A 22666-nucleotide genomic window follows, 5' to 3' on the forward strand; every position below is an offset into this window, starting at 1 on the left:
TCCAGTCATCCGTTGATCAACCCCTGATCGGCTATTTCGTGTTTTGATCGTCCGCGCTTGGGAGCAGAAGAGGATCGGGCCAGGGGAAGCGTCCGACCACGACATCGCTCTGGTCATAGGCCCGTACATCGCAACGCGTCTGCTCCCCGCGCAACCTAAGACACCAGGATTCCGCCTGTTGTTGGGCAGGGAAGACCTCGACCGCGAGCCGATACCAGGTCGCGGCGCGTCCCTCGGGCTTGAGCGTTGGGATGGGGTTCAGCGCCAGCAGCGCCTTGCCATCGACCAGTTCGGGGAAGCGGGTGAGCAGGTCGCGCCAGGTGGCCTCGAGTCCCTCGCGGGTGTGAATGCCCGACAGGTGCACCAGCCATTCCCGCACCTCTGTGCGTCCAGCCGTGCGTCCGGTGCCGGCTTGCGCGCGCGAGGGTTTGTTTTCATACCAGCCGTCGCTGGGTGGCCAGAGAATCGTCGTGGTCAAGGGTGGCGTGTCGCCGCTTAGGATACTGGCCAGCTCGAGCGTCGGGCGGCGCCCGTCGCCCGGCAGGGGCGCGCGCAGCGGAGCACCACCACCCAGGGAGGAGAACAGATCGGCATAGCCGCGATAATTATCGCCGCTGAAGATGTGCAGATTGTCGAGGTTGCGGTGATAGGTGCGCGCCGTGTCCAACCAGGTCAGGTAATCGATGGCCCCGCCAAGATAGGCTTCCTGGCTGTTGGTCCAAGCCCGGCGTGCCGCGTTGGTGGCCTCCTGCTGGAGTTTGAAGCGCTGCCGCGTCTGCTCGATGGTGGCCAGGGCGTTCTCCACCTCGATACCGGCGCCATAGATGACTTTCACATAGGTCTCGAGGAGTTCCTCGTAGACGGCGCGGGAGTAATCGACCTCGCGCTTGCGCCGCCCCGCGTCAAACACGGTCGCTGAAAGGTTGCCGATGAAGCGATAAAACACCGTATGCGGCATAAAGACTTCTTCGATGAATTCGCTGCCGAAACCGGCCTCGGCCGTCAGGTCCAGGGGCGGGAGCACGCGCGCGCGCGCCACGTCGATATCCGCGTCCGCCGCCAGCAGGCCCGCCTCGACCGCGCGAACATCGGGCCTCTGCAACAACAGGGCGGCCGGAATGCCCGGCTTCACGCGCGGCTTGTCGAGCAGTGATAGCCCGTAGCTCGGCAGACTGACGCTCGCCGGCAGCGCGCCCACCAGGGCCACCAGCCGGTTCTTGACCCGGACCTGCTCCAGGGCGATGGCTGGCATGTCGGTTTGCACACCTTTCACCGCCGTGCGCTGCTGGTCGACATCAATGACTGTCGCATCGCCCGATTCCAGGCGCTTGAGCATGCCAGCCAGCATGTTGTCGAGCACCTTCTCGGTCTCGGCGGCGACCCGCATGCGGTCATTGAGCACCAGATAGTCGACAAAGGCCCTGACCACGTCGCTGCTCAGCTGGCGCAGGCGTTCGTCGTAATCGAAGACCGCGCGCCATAGGGCGTAGTCAGCGGAGTCGGCCAGAGATTCCAGCTCACCCCAAAGATCCACGCGCCAGTCGCCGCGCAGTCCGATTTGATAGGTCTCGCGGGTGACCAGATCCTCTCCGCGAGCGCGCGAGCCCGCCCCGCCATCGGGGGATTCATATTCATAACGCGCGGGCAGGGAGACCTCGGGCAGGCGCCCGCCCTTGGCCTGGGAGGATCGCGCCAGAGCCTGCATCACGCGCTGGGATGCGATGCGCAGGTCAGGATCGTTGGCGATGGCGCGGTCGATGAGACGGTTGAGATCCTCGTTGTCGAACAGCCGCCACCAGAACGCCAGCGCGGCTGTCTTGGGCTTTGGATCCCAGGCGGTGCCCGCGCTGAACAGCGGGTTGGTGTAGCCATCGGAGAGCGGGATATCCGGCGTGTCGTAGCGCGGCCGTTTAATGGCGCAGCCCGCAAGCAGGGCGACAAGAAGCACCAACAAGACCACTCGCGCCACCCAGGCCCCTTGGTACCCTGCCATTGGACGCCCGAGCGGATGTGGATGCCCGAGCAGACGGGCTCCGTGAAGAAGCATTCCCAAGAGCACCTCCTTGCATCGACGGATTCAGCGCTTTGCGTGGCGACGGCGATGCGCTCCGGCGCATTTTGTCTTGAGCCCACGGCACGGCTTAGGCATTACGCCAAGAATAAGCGATACATCGCTATTTCGCAAGGGATTTTCACTATAGAGGTTAGAGTAAAACTCTCAGTGACCAAGCAGGCACAGATGCGCGAAAACTGCTCTCGTGTCCGATTCGCACAAAGACAGAGAGAGCAATTCTCGGAACCAGGGCCTCAATGCAGGCGTTCTTGCCCAGCCAGATAGGGTTGGAGGGCTTGGGGAATACGAATCCCGCCATCAGCCTGCTGGCCGTTTTCGATCAGCGCGACCAAGGTGCGCCCAACGGCGAGGCCGGAGCCATTCAAGGTGTGCAGCAGTTCGGGCTTGCCGGTCTCGGGGTTGCGGTAGCGGGCAAGTAGACGGCGGGCCTGGAAGTCGGCGAAGTTGCTGCAGGAGGAAATCTCGCGATAGCACTGCTGGCCGGGCAGCCAGACTTCGAGATCGTAGGTCTTGGTGGCGGAGAAACCGAGATCGCCGGCGCAGAGTGTCACCACCCGATAGGGCAGTTCCAGCTTCTGCAAAATGGCCTCGGCATGGCCGGTGAGTTGTTCGAGCGCGGCCATGGAATCCTCGGGGCGCACCGCCTGAACCAGCTCGACCTTCTCGAACTGGTGCTGGCGGATCATGCCGCGGGTGTCCTTGCCATGGGAACCGGCCTCGCTGCGAAAACAAGGGGTGTGGGCGACGAAGCGGCGCGGCAGGCTGTCGACCTCCTGAATGCTGTCGCGCAGCAGGTTGGTCACCGGCACCTCGGCGGTGGGGATGAGATAAAAGTCCCGCTCGCCGGGGATTTTGAACAAATCCTGCTCGAACTTGGGCAACTGTCCGGTGCCTTCCAGGCTGGTGGCGTTGACCAGGTAGGGCACATAGACCTCCTGATAGCCATGCTCCTGGGTGTGAACATCGAGCATGAACTGCACCAGCGCGCGTTGCAGCCGGGCCATGGGACCATGGAGCACCACGAAGCGGGCGGCGGCGATGTCGGCGGCGCGCTCGAAGTCGATCCACCCCCCGGCGGCGCCCAGGTCTACGTGGTCGCGCGGTTCAAAATCAAACACCGGCGGCTCGCCCCAGCGGCGCTCCTCGCGGTTGGCGCTTTCGTCCTTGCCATCGGGGACGCTGGCAGCGGGGAGATTGGGCAGTCCGAGCGCGATGGCGCGCTGTTGGTTCTGAATATCACCAAGCTCGGCATCGAGTTGCTTGAGTTCCTCGCCAAAGGCGCTGACCTCGACCTTGAGCGGTTCGATATCCTCACCCGCCGCGCGCGCCTTGCCGATGGCCTTGGAGCGGGTGTTGCGCAGGTTTTGCAGCTCCTGCACCCGCACCTGCAGCTGTTTGCGCCGGTCTTCGAGCGCCCGGATGGCCTGGGTGTCGAGCGCGAAGCCACGGCGCGCCAGGAGGGCGGCGACTTGGTCGAGTTCCGCGCGTAACAATCGGGGGTCTAGCATGAGTCTTTAAGCCTGTTGGTCCAATTGGGCTGGCTCCACCAGCACGTTCCAGGATACCAGGTGCCCTGTATCGACAAAATCGCGAATCCGCTCGATGGCCGCGCGCGCGCGCTCGGGCCGGTCGAAGAACTCCAGCACCAAGGGCAGATCAGCGGACAAATCGAGCAGGCTGGCGCTGTGGACCACGCCCGAGGCGCCAAAACCGGCCACCCCCCGCATCACGGTCGCTCCGCAGACATGCAACTCATCGTGCAGGCATTTAAGCAGGGGTTTGAGTTCGCGATCCGATTCCGACAGATACACGCGCACCATGGTGGCTTCGATCAATGTCATTGTTGCCCCCTTATTGTTCCGCGGCAAGCGGCTCCTGGATGGTTTTTAATCGATGCGTTTCAGTCGATGGAATGCCTTTGTCTTTGTCTTTGTCTTTGTCTTTGTCTTTGTCTTTGTCTTTGCTCACTCTTCAACGCCCCTGCCGCCGCCGAAACAGCAGATCGCGCGCCGGCTGCCCCAAGCGCTCGCCACGGCGTTCGAAACGGGTCTGGGGACGATCCGGCGGGCGCGGCACGAAATCTCCGCTGGTGGAGAGATTCTCGAACCGATCCGAGGCCGCGCGCAGATGCTCGAGCATCCAGTCGGCATAAGGCGCCCAGTCGGTCGCGGCATGGAAAAAGCCGCCTCCGACCAGTACCCGCGCCAGATCGTCGATAAAGCCCGGCTGCACGATGCGGCGCTTGTGATGGCGCTTTTTTGGCCAGGGATCAGGGAAAAACAGGCACACTCCGGCCAGGCTGGCCGGCGCCAGTCCGCGCGCCAGCAGGGCGCAGGCATCCTCGCGCAACAGGCGGACATTGTTCAGGCCCGCGCTTTCCAACGCAAGCAACAGGTGCCCAATGCCGGGGCGATGAACCTCGAGTCCCAGATAGTTGCGCTCGGGATAGCGGGCCGCCATGTGCAGCAATGCCTCGCCATTGCCGAAGCCGATCTCCAGCACAACGGGCTGATCATTACCAAAGAGCGCCGGCAGGTCGAGCGGCCGATCTGGCGCCCAGCCAAGCCCGAAACGGGGCCATAAGGTCTCGAAGGCGCGTGCTTGGGCCGCTGTTAGCCGTCCCTCGCGCAGCACGAAGCTGCGCACGGGCCGACCGCGGAGGTCCGATGACGAAGCCGCTTCCGCCGGTGCAAAGACAAACGGCTGGGGCCTGGTTCCGCCCAAGCTGGAGAAGGCGCTCAGAAAAAGGTCCCCTCGATGGGCGAGGAGGCCGAGGCAAAGCGCTTGGCTGGCATGCGTCCGGCGCGATACGCCTCGCGCCCCGCCTCAATGGCTTTGCGCATGGCGCTGGCCATTAGGATGGGGTCGCGGGCAGCGGCGATGGCGGTGTTCATCAGCACCCCATCGCAACCCAGCTCCATGGCCACCGAGGCATCGGAGGCGGTGCCGACGCCGGCATCGACCAGAATAGGCACCTTGGCATTTTCGACAATGGTGAGGATATTCAGTCGGTTGCGAATCCCCAGCCCGGAGCCAATGGGAGCGGCCAGCGGCATGACCGCGACGCAACCGATTTCTTCCAGCCGTTTGGCCATGATGGGGTCGTCATTGGTGTAGACCATCACATCAAAGCCTTCCTTCACCAGCACCTCGGCGGCCTGCAAGGTGGCGACCACATCGGGGAACAGGGTTTTCTCATCGCCCAGCACTTCAAGCTTGACCAGGTTGTGGCCGTCAAGCAGCTCGCGCGCCAGGCGGCAGGTGCGCAGGGCGGTCTCGGCATCGTAGCAACCGGCGGTGTTGGGCAGGATGGTGTAGCGCTCGGGCGAGAGCACATCGAGAATGTTCGGCTCGCCGGCATTCTGGCCAATGTTGGTGCGGCGCACGGCGATGGTCACGATCTCGGCACCGCTGGCCTCGATGGCGCGGGCAGTCTGGTCCAGATCGCGATACTTGCCGGTGCCAACCAGCAGGCGGGAGTTGTAGATACGACCGGCAATGGTGAGGGAATCGGAGGCTGAGGTCGATGCAGTCATGATGAATAATGTGTCTCGGCAGTCGAATGATGTTAATGAATAGGCCATTGCAGAATCCCGGCACGGGATCTGTCACCGGCGTCGGCAATGGAGGCTAGGCAATGGGTCAGATGCTAGGATCAGAGCATTGGATCAAACAAGGGCGCGGTCACCGAGGATAGCCGAGAGCCCCGCGCCCTGGCCTTGCGATTTGCTCGCCCTGGACCTGGCAAAGCTGCTTTCGCTTGGGTGACCCGCTGCGTCTAGCGCTCGCCAGCAGCCACACGCAGGCGGGCAAGTTCCTGTTCCAGCGCGTGGCGTGCTTCGGCTTCCTGCTCGGCGCGTTGTTCTGCCGCGACCCGCGCGCGACGCTCGGCCTGCCAGCCAGGCAGCACGAAGGCGCTGTAGACTGGATCATCCATGAGTTCCGGCAACTCGCGCTGGCGCTCCAAATCCGCAAGCCGCAGCTGAAAACCAGGCAGCACGACGGATCGCAGCAGGCCATCGCCGTTGTCGCCAGTATCGCCAATATCGCCAGTGTCAATAGACTCGTAGTGGCCAGCCTCGTTCAGCCGATAAAAGGCGCACAGGTCCAGGCGATGGTGCAGGATGAAATACTCGCGTACCCCCGCCGCGGCATATTCCTCAAACTTAGTGCGGGTGTCGCGCTCTATCGCACCGCGCCGGCTATCGGACAGCGCCTCGATACAGAGATCGCAGGTACCGCGAAAAGTGCGGTCCAGCCCCGCGAGCGGCTGGCGATTGTCCTTCAGGATCACGCCGAGATCGGGCTTGCGGATGGCCACTTTTCCCGGCAACTGCATGCGGAAACCAAAATCCAGGGCGGTCAGCGCCGCGATGGGTTCGACGCTCAGGAATTGCTCGAGCAACCGCAAGAACCAACGGTAGCAAAGGACGGTCAGAAAATCCGACACCGGCTTCACCTCCAAGCGACCATTGTTCCATTCATAGCCGCCCTCGGCTTCGTAATAGTGTTCCCAGTAATCGGCCTCGCTGATCAACAGTCCCTCGTTCGCGGGTGCCTCATTGATGCAATCGAGAACCCGAGCATCGAGCCGCTCACCGATCCCGTGGCTGCCGCCATTGATGGCCGTGCTCATTCGGTCGGGGAAGTAACGGGCTGCCTGTGACATGATTTGGCGCCTCCGCGATCGCATAAGAGATCCCAAACAAGTCTTCAATCCCGGATCTGGCTTGGGTTTGGTTGACTGACCACTGATGAAAAGCTTAACACAGCACTGCGGTCACATCGGCTGCCCCTCTTGCCAAGATAGCCTGTCAGCCATCCAGGGGCGGCAGCTCCTCCAGCGACCAGCGCGGGCGCGGGCGGAAGGCGAGCGGCTCGCGCTGGCCGGCGCTGAGCCGATACCAGCCGGCATAGGCGATCATGGCGCCATTGTCGGTGCACAAGGCCAGGGGCGGGTAGAAGGCCTGGCCGCCGATGGCTTCCATCGCCTCGGTCATGCGCGCGCGCAAACGGCGGTTGGCACTGACACCACCTGCCAGCACGATGCGCCGCAGACCAGTCTGTTGCAGGGCACGGCGGCATTTGATCACCAGGGTGTCAACCACCGCATCCTCAAAGGCGCGGGCAATATCGGCGCGGCCTTGGGTGGAATCCTCGCCAGAGGTCCGCAGCTGGCCAAGGGTATTCAGCGCGAAGGTTTTGAGCCCGCTAAAGCTGAAATCAATCCCCGGCCGATCGGTCATGGGGCGCGGGAAGCGATAGCGCCCGGGGTCGCCCCGCTCCGCGAGCTTCGCCAGCGCGGGGCCACCGGGATAGGGCAGCCCAAGAATTTTCGCGGTCTTGTCGAAGGCCTCCCCGGCGGCATCGTCGACCGACTCCCCAAGCAGCCGATAGCGCCCGACCGCTTGGACCTCGACCAGCTGGGTGTGCCCGCCCGAGACCAAGAGCGCGACGAAGGGAAAGGCAGGCGCCGGGGATTCCAGCCCCGTTGGAATCAGCGGCGCCAGCAGATGCCCCTCCATGTGGTGCACGCCAATGGCCGGCACGCCCCAGGCCCAGGCCAGACTGCGCCCAAGCGCGGAGCCGACCAAGAGGGCGCCAATCAGCCCAGGGCCGGCCGTATAGGCCAGACCATCGATGGCGTCCGCGCCCAGCCCGGCCTCGTCGAGCACCTGATGGATCAGCGGCAGCGTCTTGCGGATATGATCGCGCGAGGCCAGCTCAGGCACCACGCCGCCGTATTCCGCATGGATGTCGGTCTGACTGTAGACCGCGTGCGCGGCCAGGCCGATGTCGTCGCCATAGATGGCCACGCCGGTCTCGTCGCAGGAGGTTTCGATGCCGAGGACGCGCATTTTTAGTGGTTGGTGGCTAGTGGTTAATTGCTAGTGGCTAGTGGCTAGTGGTTTGCTATTGGGCGCCATCTCTCGGCCAAGCTACTTTGCCTGGGCGAATGCTGGGCTTAGACTGATGTTTTTGAAAACGACCTAAAAGCTGCCGCGATGATAACCACTTTGCCCGCCGAATGGGACGCGCAAAGCGCGCTCATGCTGACCTGGCCGCATCCGGACACCGACTGGCATGACCAGCTCGAGGCGGTCGAGGCGGTCTATGTCGAGCTGGTGCGCGCGCTCTGCCGCTATCAGCCGGCGCTTATTCTCTGCCCGGACGCCGCCTGGCAGGCGCGGGTGGCGGGTCGGCTGAGCGAGGCTGGAGTGCCAGCATCAAGGCTCATCTTCGCACCTGTGCCGAGCAATGATACCTGGGCCCGGGATCATGGGCCCATCGCGGTATTGCAAAGTCCGGGACCGAACGCTCAGGGCGAGCCCTGCCTGATGGACTTTCGCTTCAATGGCTGGGGCGGAAAATTTGCTAGCGAGCTGGACGATGCCATCACCGCCCGCTTGTGCGAGCAGGGCGTTTTTGGCGACAGCCCCTGGCAGCGCAGCGAGCTGGTACTGGAGGGCGGCGCCATCGACAGCGACGGCGCCGGCAGCCTGCTGCTGGTACGTCGCACCCTGATCGATCCGGCGCGCAATCCCGGCTGGAGCCAGGATGAGATCGAGCGGGAGCTGCGCTTGCGCCTTGGCATCCGCCATTTTCTGTGGCTGGAGCAGGGCCAGTTGAGCGGCGACGATACCGACGGTCATATCGACACCCTCGCCCGCTTTGTCGATCGGCGTACCATCGCTCATGTGACCTGCGAGGATGCGACCGATCCCGATCATGGTCCCATCCAAGCAATGATCGCCGAGCTGCGGGCGCTGCGCGATCCTGATGGTCAGCCTTACCGTCTGCTGCCATTACCCCAGCCGCGCCCGTTGTTCGCCGCCGACGGGCAGCGCTTACCCGCGGGCTACGCCAATTTCGCGCTCATCAACGGCGCTCTGCTGCTGCCGGTGTACCAGGATCCCGCCGATGCCGAGGCGACGCGCTTGCTGCAAGAGGCTTTCCCAGGGCGCCAGGTCCATGCCATCGACTGCCGCGCGCTGGTCGCCCAGGGCGGCAGCCTGCACTGCGCCTGCATGCAGTTGCCGGCCGGCTTGACCCTGCGCGCACCCCAAGCCTAACCCAGCGCCATGTCCCCATCCGCATCCCAGCGCGTTCTGGTCGGGCTCTCGGGCGGCGTTGATTCCGCCATCGCCGCCCATCTGCTGATCGAGCAAGGCTATCGCATCGAAGCGCTCTTCATGAAGAATTGGGAGGAGGACGACAAGCCAGGCTATTGCGCGGCGGCGCAAGACCTTGCCGATGCCCAGGCGGTGGCCGAGCGGCTCGGCATCCCGCTGCGCACGGTCAACTTCGCCACCGAGTACTGGGACTTGGTGTTCGAGCGTTTCCTCGCCGAATACCGCGCCCTGCGCACGCCGAATCCTGACATCCTGTGCAACAGCGAGATCAAGTTCCGCGCCTTTCTCGACCATGCCCTGAGCCTGGGCGCCGATTGGATCGCCACCGGCCACTATGCGCGCGTGACCCGTGAGAACGGCAAAGCACGCTTGCGCCTGGCCCGGGATGGCAACAAGGACCAGACCTACTTCCTGCATCGGCTCGATCAAGCCCAGCTTGGACGGGCGCTCTTTCCGCTCGCCGAAAAGACCAAGCCGGAGGTCCGGGCGCTGGCGCGGCAACTGGGCCTTGCCAATGCCGGCAAAAAAGACAGCACCGGCATTTGTTTCATCGGCGAGCGCCGTTTCGCCGATTTTCTTGCCCGCTACCTGCCGCGCGAGCCGGGTCCCATCGAAACGCCCGAGGGCCAGGTGCTAGGCGAACATCAGGGGCTGGCTTATTACACCATCGGCCAGCGTCAGGGGCTTGGCATCGGTGGCCAGGCGGGTGCCGCCGAGGCACCCTGGTTTGTTGCCGCCAAGGAGCCCGCGCGCAATGCCCTGATTGTGGTGCAGGGCGGCGACCATCCGCTGCTGTTCGCGCGCGGGCTGAGCGGCGAGCAACCGCACTGGATCAGCGGCGAACCACCGGCGCCGGCGCCGCTCGACTGCCTGTGCCGTCTGCGCCATCGCCAGCCGCTGCAAGCCTGCACCCTACTCGAGTACGATAGGCATGGCTGCCAGCTGCGTTTTGCCGTCCCCCAGCGCGCGGTGACACCCGGGCAGTCGGTTGTTTTTTATCGCCGCGACCAATGCCTTGGAGGCTGTATCATCGCGGCGGCAGGCTGAATCCGGCCAGGTTCAGCCAATCCCGTCGAAGCAAAACAAGGCTGCCTAAGGGCGCATCAATTCTACCCTCTAGGTGAATCAATCCGCCTTTACTGGCCACACATAAGGTTTTTGTTGGACATTGCCTAACCACGAACAACTAGCCACTAGCCACTTCTTGCCAATGGAACATAACGATACCGAGCGGGTCATCGCCCTGGCCGGCCTGCACCAGGTTGCCCACTGCGTCCAATTCATTGCCAATCGCGGCTTGATGGATGCCGAACCCATGGAGCCCTGCATCCATAGCCTGTTTCAGTTCGACGCGCCAGACACGCCCTCGGTCTATGGCCCGCCGGGCGCGGTGGCCCTGGGCATGCGCGCGCTGATTGGCCAGATCACCGGGCAACCGAGTCGCGACCTGGAGATGACCCGTTATCTGGTCAGCCTGCTCAAACACGGCCGCACACTGAGCGAGAACCCGGAAGTGCTAAGACGCATTGGGATTGGCATCGAGATCGCGGATGCCAAGCACCGTCAGGGTATCAGCCAGGGCAGCTTGCTGGCCCCCGAGCTGCTCGCCTCCCTGGCCGCGCTCTACAGCGAAAATATCAGCGCGCTGGAGCCACGCATTCTGGTGCGCGGCAATCCGCTGTATTTGAAAAACAGCGAGAATCAGGACCGCATCCGCGCCCTGCTGCTGGCCGGTATCCGCTCGGCCATTCTGTGGCAGCAGCTCGGCGGCACCCGCTGGCAAATTCTGTTTGGGCGCAAACGCTTGCTGGACGCCGCGCGCGATTATCTGACACGCCACCAGAATGCCTGAGTGGTTGCCAATCCACCCCGACCTATCCTAAAGGGCTCTCACTGAGCTTCCACCGGGGCCCCACCGGACTGCTTATCCTTTTCTCGCCGCGTCCTGGCGACTAGAATCCCCTTACTCCAATCCATCTATTCTGCAATCCATTCGGTTCGCCGCCAACACCGCCGGAAATTACCTCATGTCCAAGAGTTTCAATGCCCAGGCCGAACTTCGCGTCGGCGATCAGACCTACGACATCTTTCGCCTTGACGCCGTGCCGGGCAGCGAGTGCCTGCCCTTTTCGCTCAAAATTCTGCTGGAGAATCTGCTGCGGCACGAGGATGGCGTCAGCGTGCGACGCGAGGATATCGAGGCACTCGCCGCCTGGGACGCGCAGGCCGAGCCCGCGACCGAGATCCAATACCGCCCAGCGCGCGTGCTAATGCAGGATTTTACCGGGGTGCCGGCGGTGGTGGATCTGGCCGCCATGCGCGATGCCATGAGCGCGCTCGGCGGTGATCCCAAGCGCATCAATCCGCTGCAAGCCGCCGAGCTGGTCATCGACCACTCGGTACAGGTTGATTATTACGCCAGCGACAGCGCTTTCGCCCGGAACGCGGAGCTCGAGTTCTCGCGCAACCGCGAGCGCTATGCCTTTTTGAAGTGGGGGCAGACGGCCTTCGATAATTTTCAGGTGGTACCACCCGATACCGGCATTGTGCATCAGGTGAATGTCGAGTATCTGGCGCGGGTGATTTTTGCAGGCGAACACCAAGGCCGCCGTCAGGCCTATCCAGACACCCTGGTCGGCACCGACTCCCACACCACCATGATCAACGGCCTGGGTGTGCTCGGCTGGGGCGTTGGCGGCATCGAGGCCGAGGCCTCCATGCTCGGCCAGCCGGTGTCCATGCTGATTCCGCAAGTGGTCGGCATGCGCCTAACCGGCGAATTGCCCGAGGGCACCACGGCCACCGACCTGGTGCTGACCATTGTCGAGCGACTGCGCCAACATGGAGTGGTGGGTAAGTTTGTTGAATTCTTTGGCCCGGCGGTGGCGACTCTGCCAATGGGCGAGCGCACCACCATCGCCAACATGGCACCTGAGTACGGCGCCACCTGTGGTCTTTTCCCCATTGATCAGGAAACCCTCGACTTCCTGCGCCTGACCGGGCGCGACCCTGAGCAGGTGGCCCTGGTCGAGGCCTATGCCAAGGAACAGGGCATGTTCGCCGAGGCCAGCAGTCCCGAACCGCGCTTCAGCGAGGTGTTGGAACTGGACATCGGCACCGTGGTGCCCTGCCTGGCCGGCCCCAAGCGCCCGCAGGATCGCGTCGCGCTCACCGCCATGAAAGGCGCATTCCACGAGGCTCTGACCAAGGCCCAGCACGAGAGCGGCCGCGCCCCCGGCACCCCGGTGACGACCGAGATCAACGGACAATCTTGCACTCTAAACGATGGCTCGGTGGTGATCGCCGCCATTACCTCCTGCACCAACACCTCCAACCCGAGTGTGATGCTGGCCGCCGGGCTGGTGGCACAAAAAGCCGTGGCGCGCGGACTATCGGTGCCGCCCTGGGTCAAGACCTCGCTCGGCCCGGGCTCCATGGTGGTGACCCGCTATTTGGAAGCGGCCGGGCTGATGGAACCGCTGAAAAACCTCGGCTTTCATGTGGTCGGCTATGGCTGCACCACCTGCATCGGCAACTCCGGGCCGCTGCGCCCGGAGGTCTCGGCCGCCATTGCCGAGGGCCAGCTCAGCGTCGTCTCGGTCCTGTCGGGCAATCGCAATTTCGAGGGCCGGGTCCATGCCGAGGTGCGCATGAATTACCTCGCCTCGCCACCGCTGGTGGTGGCCTATGCCCTGGCCGGGCGCATGGATCTCGATCCCTACCAGGACGCATTGGCCAAGGACGCCAAGGGCCAACCAGTGTATTTGAAAGACCTCTGGCCCAGCCAGGGCGAGATTCAGGCCACCATTGCCAGCGCCCTGAACGCCAGCCAGTTCAGCAAAAGTTACGCCGAGGTCTTCGCCGGCGACAGCCGTTGGCAGGAACTGGCCGCGCCCGAGGGCCAGCGTTACGACTGGGCGGCGGATTCCACCTATATTCAGCATCCGCCCTATTTCGAGGGCATGACACTGACGCCAGAGCCGGTCGCCGCCATCACCGGCGCGCGCGTGCTGGCGCTGCTGGGCGACTCGGTCACCACCGACCACATTTCCCCAGCCGGCGCCATCAAGGCCGACAGCCCGGCCGGGCGTTATCTGCTTGAGCAGGGCGTGGCCGAGAGTGAGTTCAACTCCTACGGCTCAAGGCGCGGCAATCATCAGGTGATGATGCGCGGCACCTTCGCCAACATCCGCCTGCGCAACCAGCTCGCCCCCGGCACCGAGGGTGGCGTGACCCTGCATCAGCCATCCGGCGAGCAACTATCCATCTACGATGCCGCCATGCGCTATCAGGCCGAGTCTGTGCCGGCCATGGTGATTGCCGGCAAGGAATACGGCTCCGGCTCCTCGCGCGACTGGGCCGCCAAGGGCCCGCGCCTGCTCGGCGTGCGCGCGGTGCTAACCGAGAGCTTCGAGCGCATTCATCGCACCAACCTGGTGTGCATGGGTATACTGCCCTTGCAGTTCGCCCCCGGTGACAGCGCCGCCACCCTTGGGCTGACTGGGCAGGAGGCGTTTGACATCGGCGATCTTGACGATGGCAATGCCAAGCAGGTGCAAGTGACCGCAACCGGCGCGGATGGTACGGTCAAATCCTTCACTGTAAGAGTGCGGATCGATACCCCGAATGAGGCCGATTACTACCGCCATGGTGGTATTTTGCACTATGTGCTGCGGCGGTTGGCCGGGGCTTGAGGTTCACATCGCTTTTTGCCTCAGCGGGATCGCTTCTCTCTGAGACTCATGAAAACCATCTCCTAATTAATGCCCATTAAACCGCATTCGAGAAGAACGCGGGGGAAACGCGACTCATGACAATCCCGCTTCTGGATCAGGTCCGACAGCTCAATGTGGAAGATCAGCTCGAGCTTGTTGAAGCGCTTTGGAATGAGATCTCCAGCCGCAACGCGGCTCCACCGCCAACGGATGCGCAAATTGCCGAGCTTGATCGACGTTTAGCCGAGCATGATGCCAATCCAGACGATATTGTTCCCTGGCAACAGGTCAAGGCGGAAGCACTGACAAGCATCAAGGAATCACGGATCAGGGAATGAAGTTGCCGGTTGACTTTCTTCGGGCGGCGCGACGGGAACTCGTTGAAGCCGCCATCTGGTATGAGAATCAACACGCAAATCTCGGTACCGACTTTATTCTGGAAATCGACCGCTGTCTTGGCGTCATCGCCGAGCAACCGGAGCTGTTCGCCCTGACACATAAAGATGTCCGCCGCATTACAGTGAAGCGATTCCCCTACAGCATCTATTTCCGCACGACAGCCGAACGCATTCTTGTCCTCGCGGTTTTTCATCACCGCCGTTCCCCAGCAGTCTGGCAGCGCAGGATATAACTGGAGCCCGAACCATTGTCCGTCGAACTCACTCCCCTAACCGCCATCTCCCCCATCGACGGTCGTTACGCGCGCGCCACGGCAGCGCTGCGACCGATGTTCAGTGAATTCGGCCTGATCGAGCGGCGCGTGCGCGTCGAGATTGCCTGGCTGCGGGCGCTGGCCGCGCACCCGGACATCCTCGAAGTGCCGCCCTTGTCCGCCGAGGCCGAGGCGCGGCTTGATGACATTGTCCGCGGCTTTTCAGTCGAACAGGCCGCGCGGGTCAAGGAGATAGAGCGCACCACCAATCATGATGTCAAGGCGGTGGAGTACTTATTGAAAGAACGCATCGCCGATCAGCCCGAGCTGGCGGCGGTGGCGGAGTTTATTCACTTTGCCTGCACCTCGGAAGACATCAACAACCTCGCCCATGGGCTGATGCTGCACGAGGCGCGCGCGCAGGTGCTACTGCCGGCCATCGACGGCTTGCTTGAACAACTGCGCGCACTCGCCCACCAGCACGCGGAGCAAGCCATGCTCGCGCGCACCCATGGCCAGCCGGCCTCGCCCACCACCCTGGGCAAGGAGATCGCCAATGTGGTGCACCGGCTGCGCCGCCAACGCGAGGCCATTGCCAGCGTGGCCCTGCCGGGCAAAATCAACGGGGCGGTGGGCAATTACAACGCGCACCTGATCAGCTATCCGCGGATCGACTGGCCCGACTTTGCCCAGCGCTTTGTCGAATCCCTCGGCCTGGCCTGGAATCCCTACACCACCCAGATTGAGCCACATGATGGCATGGCTGAGCTGTTCGACGCCCTCGCCCGCTTCAATCAGATTCTGCTCGATCTGTGCCGGGATCTCTGGGCCTATATTTCCATCGGCTATTTTCGCCAGAAGACGGTCGCGGGCGAGGTCGGCTCCTCGACCATGCCGCACAAGGTCAACCCGATCGACTTCGAGAACGCCGAGGGTAATCTTGGCATCGCCAATGCGCTGCTTGGCCATCTCGGTGCCAAGCTGGCTGTATCGCGCTGGCAGCGGGATTTGAGCGACTCCACCGCGCTGCGGAACCTGGGCGTGGGGTTTGCGCATAGCCTGATCGCCATTGCCTCCACCCAGCGCGGTCTGGGCAAGCTCGAAGCCGATGGCGCGCGCATGGCCGCCGATCTGGATCAGAACTGGGAGGTACTAGCAGAGGCCGTGCAGACGGTGATGCGCCGCCATGGGGTGCCGGAGCCCTACGAAAAGCTCAAGGAATTGACGCGCGGGCGGCGAATTGGCGCGGCGGAACTCGCGGCCTTTGTGGAGGCATTGGAGATCCCCGAACCGGCTAAAGCGGCTCTGCGCGAATTGACACCAGCACGCTACACCGGCAATGCCGCTGCGCAAGCACGTGCCATATAAGGCTCATGGTGAGGCAGCATCCCAAAGGTTGAAACCACCATTTTTTGGCAAACTTTGTGCGGCTGAGCACCATCACGCTCGTTTCTTCTCGGCACTTTGCGATCCCCATAAAAAAAGCCGACCGGCAAGTGCCGGTCGGCTTTTTCTTATCTGATGAACTCCTGTTGTGCAGAAGCGATCAGTTTGCCTGATTCGCTTTCCTAATCAGTTTGCTTGGGAATGAATGACCACACGACGCTGCATGACTGAGTCAGCCGGGTACTCGGGAAGCAACTCCAGCTTGCCGCGGCTCTCGGCCGGAGCAATGCTGCTAGCAGGCAGACCCTGGTCGATCATGTGATTGCGCACGGCAGTGGCACGACGCATGCCAAGGCCATAGTTATAAGCTTGGCTGCCAACAACGTCAGTATGACCAACAACAGTCAGATACTCTTGCGCGGGAGTCGCCTTCACGTTGGCGATATAGTCATCAAGGCGAGCAACCTCATCGCGGTTAACGACATTTGCCATGTGGTACTTATCGAACTCGAAGTTCAGACGCAGAGTGAACTCTTCTGGCACGACGACGTCATCACATGGCGGCAGATTGGTCGGACCATCGGGATAGGCACTCTGCCAGCACTCGCCATAGCTGTTCGCCCACAGTTGGCCATCTGGCAGGCTCACGTCGCCCTTTGCGTACCAGTAGGTTTCTTCCTTGTCCATCGCGATGGCAGGCAGCGCGGTCAGAGACAGGGCTAGGGCAGCCGCCCCTGCGGTACGGGTCAGTTGAGTCATATGAAACATGGGTTTTTCCTCTCTTTCTTCAGTTAACAATGAGTTTTGACTTAGGGATTGACTTCTGGGATTGACTTCTGGGATTGAGTCTAGGCAGCCATCAGACGACCCACGGCGCATGCTGGATCACTGATTACGCCAACAGTGATATCCACTACTGAATATCAACATCAACAGGCCGACCGCCCTCGGTATAAAACCGCGTTCGGATCTCGATACGACGGTTTCGGGCACGTCCGGCGTCGTTATCGTTTGTGGCTATGGGCTCGAGCTTACCTGCACTGCGGGTCAGCATGCGACTTGTGGGAATACCAAGACTGGCAAGGTAGTCCTTAGTTGACTCGGCACGACGCAGCCCGAGTTTGTAGTTGAACTCCTGGCTGCCAACGCTATCGGTATGACCGACAATAGTCAGCATTTCATCGCCGCTACTCTCACGCACGGCGCGCGCGATACCATCAAGCGCCACCGCCATTTCTGGCTTGATAGCCGCGCTGTTAAAATCGAATTCGTCGTTCGTCAACTCAATCGTGAGACTTTTGATGATCTCTGCCGCCGCGCAAGGCGCCACATCGCTTGGCCCAGACTGACTCTGCCAACACTCGCCAGAGGAGTTGGTCCAACCAGTGCCAGCTGGCCCGGACCAAAAATGTTCCATCACGTCCGCGCGCACGGTTGATGAAGCGGCAGCGGTCAGTAACAGGTTCAGCATCGCCGCCGCGATCACTCCGGCAAGAGCGGTAAACCGCTTGTGATTCGAGTCAGAACGCATTTAACCCCCCAGCGTTAACGTCTTGCGTGCTACTTAGCCTAGGATGCCCAAAGTAACATTGGGATACAGGTTGGGACGAACCTTGAGTCCAACCCTGGGTCCAATGGATGGCTATGGTTGAGTTGGTTGGCGGCAACCCGGTGCGACTTTGTTGATCAGCCACGCTGCTCAAGTAACCGCAACGCTTGAGCAGATGTGGCCGGATACGGCAAAATTTGGTGGAACTTAAGCCTTGAACTCCTTCTAGGTGCTCGCGCCTTTTATTGTAGCTGAATTTATCGCGAAAAGTGCGACCAAATTTTTTTTAGGCGGCAATTTCGCAACTAGAGCTTGACCACGCTTCAGTATGCAACTATAAGATACTGTTTTTTTAGTTTTTTTATTTTTTGCAGAAAAGCCACAGTTTCTTCCTGCCAACAGAGCGCGACCTTGCCATCCCCCTACTCTCTGTTGCTAGCCGGATTTTTCATTGTCTTGGGTGAATTCCTGTTTGCCTCCATGGGTGTGAGCATTCGCTTCGTCGCAACACAACTACCAAACGAAGTCATCGTCTTCTTTCGTAATCTGTTCGGCCTGTTACTCTTGGCACCCTGGCTCGCGCGACACAACCCCCGAGAGCTGTCCACCGGGGTACCAGCCAGAATGCCAGCGAAAATACTGGGCCTGCATCTGCTGCGCGCTGTCGCGGGTCTGTCCGCCATGTATGCCTTTTATTACGCAATTGCCCACATTGCCCTTGCAGAAGCCATGCTGCTGAAGCTCACCGCCCCCCTTTTCATCCCCTTGATCGCCTTTCTGTGGCTACGCGAAGAACTCACTCCGCTGATCTGGATCGCACTCGGCCTCGGCTTTTGCGGCGTGCTGATGATCCTCTCGCCAGGGGTGCGGGGCGTCTCCACGGTGGCTTTAGTCGGTTTACTCGGCGGGATGTTCGCGGCTCTGGCCAAGGTGACCATCAGACGCCTTTGCCGCAGCGAGCCCTCGCTCGGGATTGTCTTTTACTTTGCTCTCATTGCAACCATCATCTCGGCCGTACCCCTAAGCTGGAGCTGGCAAATGCCAAGTTCAACGCAGTTTCCATGGTTGCTTTCCATCGCCGCGCTGGCCACTTTGGGGCAGCTCGCCCTGACCGCTGGCCTGTCACGCGCACCCGCGTCGCGCATGGCGCCCTTCGGCTATTTCTCGGTCGTCTTCGGTGCTCTGTTCGGATGGCTGATCTGGGCCGAGCCCGTCGGCTGGCGTCTGGTGCTGGGGTCCATCCTCATTGCCGGGGCCGGCTGGCTGGTTAGCCGGCGACGCGCTTCTCAACCAGCTCGCTCTATCGAGCTTGCGCCGCCCGCGACCAGCACCGCCGCGATGAGAACATCTCTCGACCCTGATTAGCCAAGTTCCCACAACCATGCCCACTGCTACCTTACCCGAGTATCGTATCGAATACGCCGACTGGCAGCGCCAGGGACGGGAACTGCGCGCGGTTCGCCAGGCGGTTTTCATCGAGGAACTTAGCGGCGAGGAGACGCGGGAGTGGGATCGCGCCGATACCAAGGCACGGCACCTTCTTGTTCGGGCTGGCGAACCGCCGGAAGCCATTGGAACGTTGCGATGGCTGCCGTCCGGTCAGATCGAACGCCTGGCGGTCAAGCCTGCCTGGCGCGGACGCGGGATCGGTAGCGCGCTGCTCGCGAGTGCCGCACGCGAGTTGCAAAGTCATCGGCGGGTGACGCCATTTGTCTATGCAAACGATAGCACCCAGGCTTTCTTCGCCCGGCTTGGTCTGATCGCGGAGGATGCGCCTGTTGAACAACAGGGCCAGAGACTCCAACGCATGGTGTTGCAAGCGCCGGAGGCGCTGATCAGCGCCGATCTGCGCGCACGCCTGCTCGGCGAAACCAGCGGACGCCTGTTTCTGACCCAAAGGGCCCATCTGGCGCTGGCGGTCCGCCAGCTAGCCGCGCAGGCACGGCGGCAAGTGAATCTGCTCAGTACCGATCTGCAGCCGGACATTTACGATCATCAAGACTTTGTCGAGGCACTACGCTATCTCGCGATTGAACTGCGTGGTCGCCTACCGGTAAAAATTCTGGTCAGCGACCCCGAGCCCAGTCTGCGCCGAGGACATCGGCTGATTGAACTCGCGCGCTTGCTCAGCTCCGATGTCCAAATCCGCCTGGTACCCAAGGACTGGGCCGAGTATCGCGATCAATTCCTGCTCTGCGATCAAGATGGCCTGTGTCTGACGCGTCACCAGGACCCGCGTCGGACCCTGGTCGACTTTAACTCCGGGGCCGAGACCCGTCGCCTGCGACGGCTGTTTGATCAGATATGGGAGCAGGGCGATATGCATCCCGGATTGCGCCGCCTTTATCTGTGACCCTTTATCTGTGACCCTACATCTGATACTTGGTACGATGGTCTCTTTTAGTAAGACATCGGTGGCAAGACTCAGCAACGTCAGGAATCAGCCGCATCCATCCAACAGCAAACCCAGCCAGGCGGCCACTCGGAGAGCCGGTCGCTCCAGGAGTCGGACGAGGACTCGATCTCTTGCCTGACGGGCTGCTCATAAATCGGCGTGATTCGGTCCCGATCCGGCTCGACTGGCCAGGCTGCCTGCCCGCTATGCTCCCGTCCAATCGGCTCCAACCCCAAATTCACGCTCAGATGCAAGCGTTCGCCCTGCCGCGTCCGCCAACACCAGGACAGTCCCGCCTCCCCCAGCCGCTGCCAGCGACCGCCATGATGCAACCCTGGCAACAGGGGAAGAATGTGCTCTGCCCGCAGCCGCAAAAGCTTGGCATGCAGCGCCAGCCGCTCCCGACCTGCTGAACGCTCGCGTTCCGACCAGTCCAGGCGGGAGGCCAGAAAGCTTTGGGGGTCGCCCGGCAGCGGGATCTCATGCAATAACCCCGGATCCGAAAATGCCGACTGCGTGGCGAACTCGCGCCGACGCCCCGCGCTCACTTGCTCCATCAGGCTGGGCTCAAGATCACAAAAAAACAAAAACGGCGTGGTCGCGGCAAATTCCTGCCCCATGAACAGCAAAGGCGGCGCCGGCGCCAAGAGCACCGTGGCCAGAGCTGCCTCGAAAGACCGCGCCGGGATTAGGTGCTCCAGTCGTTCACCAAACCCTCGGTTACCAATCTGATCATGGTTCTGCAAAAAATTGACAAAGGCGATTGGCGGCAAATGAGCACTGGCGGTCCCGCGCACGCGCCCGGCACGAAAGGCCGAGGACTCCCCCTGATAGCAGAAGCCCTCGGCCAAGGACCGCCCCACCCGCTCGATGGGAGCATCGGCATAGTCCTGGTAGACGCCGTCGGACTCACCGGTCAGGGCCGCATGCAGGGCATGATGGGCATCATCGTTCCACTGAGCGGTATAAAAGACGGGCCGACCCTTCCCATCGCGTGCATGGCGACGGGCGTCATTATGGTCGTTTTCCAACACCAGATGAACATGGCGATCAAAACCCACCACGGATCGCACCCGCGTTGCCAATTCGTCGAGGAAATCGGGCTGGGAGCCGTCGACAATGCGATCAACCGCATCCAGGCGTAACCCATCGAAGCCGTATTCGAAAATCCAAAATAGTGCGTTGCAAATAAAAAACTCACGCACAGGGGCGGCATGCGGCCCATCGAAATCCATGGCCGCGCCCCAGGGCGTCTGGCGCTCGGGGTGGAAAAATCCGGGCGCGTAGCAGTGCAGATAATTGCCTTCCGGCCCAAAGTGGTTGTAGACCACATCCACAAAGACCATGAGCCCGCGCTGGTGCGCGGCCTGCACTAAACGCTTGAGATCGTCCGGCGTGCCATAGCGGCTATCGGGCGCAAACAACAGGGCACCGTCGTAGCCCCAGTTCCAGCGGCCGGGAAAGTCAGCAAGGGGCATTAGTTCGATGGCCGTGATGCCGAGATCGACCAGATCATCCAGCCGCGCTTCAACACCGGTAAAGTCCCCGGTGGGCGAGAAACTGCCAACATGCAACTCATAGAAGACGGCCTCCGGCCAAGGACGGCCGCGCCAACGGACATCCTGCCAAGCAAAGGCATGGGCATCCACCACCTGACTGGGTCCGTGAACATCCAGCGGTTGATAACGCGAAGCAGGGTCGGGCACGCAAAGCCCGTTGTTGAGTTGATAGCAGTAAAGATCGCCGGGTTGAGCGAGATCGGAGCAGTGACGGTACCAGGCGTCCCGCGTGCGTTCCATAGGGATGAGATGCTCGCGCCCATCGGATGTCAGTCGCAGCAACACCTGGCTGGCCGCCGGCGCCCACAGTTGAAAGCAAAAGCGTCCTTCTGGGTCGCGCTCGCAGCCAAATGGCATGGACTGGCACCGCCGCACCTGCCGCTGTTGTTCAGTCAAGCCCAGTTTCCTTGCCGTGAAACAGCGGCGTCATCCGCGAGGCTGGTGCCTCTGCAAGGCCATTAGAGCTCTGCCTCAAGCTCCGGGACCACTGACATTTCGGTTTCAGCTGTCACTGGCATGGCGAGATTACGTTCGGCAGCAGGGGCGCTGGCCGGACCGGACGTGGCTTTCTTGAGGCCGCAATCTCCGGCAAGACAGTTGTTAAACTCGGCAATCACGCAGCCAATGGCGGGCACATTGCCATCGGCGGCTGGATGCAGCCGAAATACCCTATCAATATATTCATCGTTGGAGATTTCGCCACGATAGAACTCACGCGTCAGGGCGCGAAAGGCTTGGTTGCTCTCGAGCAGCGTGCCGAGGCGCTGATCTCCAACGCTATCATTGCCGCAAAAGTGTTGAATGCGCGCCAATGCCTTTTGCTCTGAAACGCCGCTGAAGCGCGCTCCCGGCCCCGCGTCAAACAAATAGGGTCCATCGCCCGACGCGCACCCGATGAGCATCAGGGACAGAAACACCGCCGCCGCGGAGATCATCCGACGCGGCACAAGCGAGCATGAAAGCAGCCGGCGTGAAAAAGTGAACATCGATGCTCCTAAATGAGATCTGAACGAGCCGAAGGTGATATGAATAAAGGTCAAAAGATGGGCGAAAAAACGCAACACAGGGCAACTGCCAACGGCGAATGAAGGCCTCGCTTCCATGCGGCAGGACGACCACTAGCTGGAAGTTTAACGGCTCAACCGCCTGCCGTCACGGCCGGGGATGGCCGCACCGCTCCGGCAGCGCCATCCCGGTCGCTGC

General features: G+C 61.9%; 20 protein-coding genes. 9 read left to right on the forward strand and 11 right to left on the reverse strand.

Going from position 1 to position 22666, the window contains the following annotated elements; translation table 11 throughout:
• Positions 1-31: 31 nt before the first annotated feature.
• From Thiowin_RS20745 to tsaD, 7 genes are all read right to left on the reverse strand, one after another.
• Positions 32-2047, reverse strand: a complete 2016-nt coding sequence (locus Thiowin_RS20745; protein WP_328984870.1) for a TolC family protein — start codon at positions 2045-2047, stop codon at positions 32-34.
• A gap of 260 nt (positions 2048-2307) precedes the next feature.
• Positions 2308-3582 carry a serine--tRNA ligase gene (serS, locus tag Thiowin_RS20750; protein ID WP_328984871.1) on the reverse strand — a complete coding sequence of 425 codons (1275 nt, stop codon included), beginning with the start codon at positions 3580-3582 and terminating at the stop codon, positions 2308-2310.
• 6 nt (positions 3583-3588) lie between these two features.
• Positions 3589-3915, reverse strand: a complete 327-nt coding sequence (locus Thiowin_RS20755; protein WP_328984872.1) for a DUF190 domain-containing protein — start codon at positions 3913-3915, stop codon at positions 3589-3591.
• A 130-nt stretch (positions 3916-4045) separates the two neighbouring features.
• A complete protein-coding gene (trmB, locus tag Thiowin_RS20760) occupies positions 4046-4720 on the reverse strand; it encodes a tRNA (guanosine(46)-N7)-methyltransferase TrmB (protein ID WP_328984873.1) in 675 nt (224 codons plus the stop codon).
• Positions 4721-4812: 92 nt separating this feature from the next.
• The gene (locus Thiowin_RS20765; protein WP_328984874.1) at positions 4813-5610 is read right to left on the reverse strand and encodes a thiazole synthase; all 798 of its coding nucleotides are present in this window, start codon (positions 5608-5610) and stop codon (positions 4813-4815) included.
• A 242-nt stretch (positions 5611-5852) separates the two neighbouring features.
• The gene (locus Thiowin_RS20770) at positions 5853-6743 is read right to left on the reverse strand and encodes a Uma2 family endonuclease (protein ID WP_328984875.1); all 891 of its coding nucleotides are present in this window, start codon (positions 6741-6743) and stop codon (positions 5853-5855) included.
• Positions 6744-6888: 145 nt separating this feature from the next.
• Positions 6889-7932: a tRNA (adenosine(37)-N6)-threonylcarbamoyltransferase complex transferase subunit TsaD gene (tsaD, locus tag Thiowin_RS20775; RefSeq protein WP_328984876.1), complete on the reverse strand. Its 1044-nt coding sequence runs from the start codon at positions 7930-7932 to the stop codon at positions 6889-6891.
• A 147-nt stretch (positions 7933-8079) separates the two neighbouring features.
• Between tsaD and Thiowin_RS20780 the strand changes: the two genes are divergently transcribed.
• From Thiowin_RS20780 to purB, 7 genes are all read left to right on the forward strand, one after another.
• Entirely contained in the window at positions 8080-9147 is a 1068-nt protein-coding gene (locus Thiowin_RS20780; protein WP_328984877.1) for an agmatine deiminase family protein, read from the forward strand.
• A gap of 9 nt (positions 9148-9156) precedes the next feature.
• Positions 9157-10254 carry a tRNA 2-thiouridine(34) synthase MnmA gene (mnmA, locus tag Thiowin_RS20785; protein ID WP_328984878.1) on the forward strand — a complete coding sequence of 366 codons (1098 nt, stop codon included), beginning with the start codon at positions 9157-9159 and terminating at the stop codon, positions 10252-10254.
• A gap of 163 nt (positions 10255-10417) precedes the next feature.
• Positions 10418-11059, forward strand: a complete 642-nt coding sequence (gene hflD, locus Thiowin_RS20790; RefSeq protein WP_328984879.1) for a high frequency lysogenization protein HflD — start codon at positions 10418-10420, stop codon at positions 11057-11059.
• A gap of 175 nt (positions 11060-11234) precedes the next feature.
• Positions 11235-13901 carry an aconitate hydratase AcnA gene (gene acnA / locus Thiowin_RS20795; protein WP_328984880.1) on the forward strand — a complete coding sequence of 889 codons (2667 nt, stop codon included), beginning with the start codon at positions 11235-11237 and terminating at the stop codon, positions 13899-13901.
• 116 nt (positions 13902-14017) lie between these two features.
• Complete coding sequence (locus Thiowin_RS20800) at positions 14018-14260, forward strand: addiction module protein (protein ID WP_328984881.1); 243 nt, start codon at positions 14018-14020, stop codon at positions 14258-14260.
• The gene (locus tag Thiowin_RS20805; protein WP_328984882.1) at positions 14257-14553 is read left to right on the forward strand and encodes a type II toxin-antitoxin system RelE/ParE family toxin; all 297 of its coding nucleotides are present in this window, start codon (positions 14257-14259) and stop codon (positions 14551-14553) included. Before Thiowin_RS20800 ends, Thiowin_RS20805 begins: the two co-directional genes overlap by 4 nt.
• A gap of 15 nt (positions 14554-14568) precedes the next feature.
• A complete protein-coding gene (purB, locus tag Thiowin_RS20810) occupies positions 14569-15942 on the forward strand; it encodes an adenylosuccinate lyase (protein ID WP_328984883.1) in 1374 nt (457 codons plus the stop codon).
• Positions 15943-16146: 204 nt separating this feature from the next.
• Here purB and Thiowin_RS20815 read toward each other — a convergent pair whose 3' ends face one another.
• Entirely contained in the window at positions 16147-16728 is a 582-nt protein-coding gene (locus tag Thiowin_RS20815) for an OmpA family protein (protein ID WP_328984884.1), read from the reverse strand.
• 145 nt (positions 16729-16873) lie between these two features.
• The gene (locus tag Thiowin_RS20820) at positions 16874-17446 is read right to left on the reverse strand and encodes an OmpA family protein (RefSeq protein WP_328984885.1); all 573 of its coding nucleotides are present in this window, start codon (positions 17444-17446) and stop codon (positions 16874-16876) included.
• Between the two features lie 474 nt (positions 17447-17920).
• Here Thiowin_RS20820 and Thiowin_RS20825 point away from each other — a divergent pair, with 474 nt between their 5' ends.
• Positions 17921-18874 carry a DMT family transporter gene (locus tag Thiowin_RS20825; protein WP_328984886.1) on the forward strand — a complete coding sequence of 318 codons (954 nt, stop codon included), beginning with the start codon at positions 17921-17923 and terminating at the stop codon, positions 18872-18874.
• Positions 18875-18890: 16 nt separating this feature from the next.
• The gene (locus tag Thiowin_RS20830) at positions 18891-19862 is read left to right on the forward strand and encodes a GNAT family N-acetyltransferase (protein WP_328984887.1); all 972 of its coding nucleotides are present in this window, start codon (positions 18891-18893) and stop codon (positions 19860-19862) included.
• 80 nt (positions 19863-19942) lie between these two features.
• On the opposite strand, the gene treZ is transcribed toward Thiowin_RS20830, so the two are convergent.
• Positions 19943-21859: a malto-oligosyltrehalose trehalohydrolase gene (gene treZ, locus Thiowin_RS20835; protein ID WP_328984888.1), complete on the reverse strand. Its 1917-nt coding sequence runs from the start codon at positions 21857-21859 to the stop codon at positions 19943-19945.
• Positions 21860-21921: 62 nt separating this feature from the next.
• Positions 21922-22524, reverse strand: coding sequence for a hypothetical protein (locus tag Thiowin_RS20840; protein WP_328984889.1), 603 nt, complete (start codon positions 22522-22524; stop codon positions 21922-21924).
• Positions 22525-22666: the final 142 nt, after the last annotated feature.

It is taken from the genome of Thiorhodovibrio winogradskyi, from assembly GCF_036208045.1.
Taxonomy (GTDB): Bacteria; Pseudomonadota; Gammaproteobacteria; order Chromatiales; family Chromatiaceae; genus Thiorhodovibrio; species Thiorhodovibrio winogradskyi.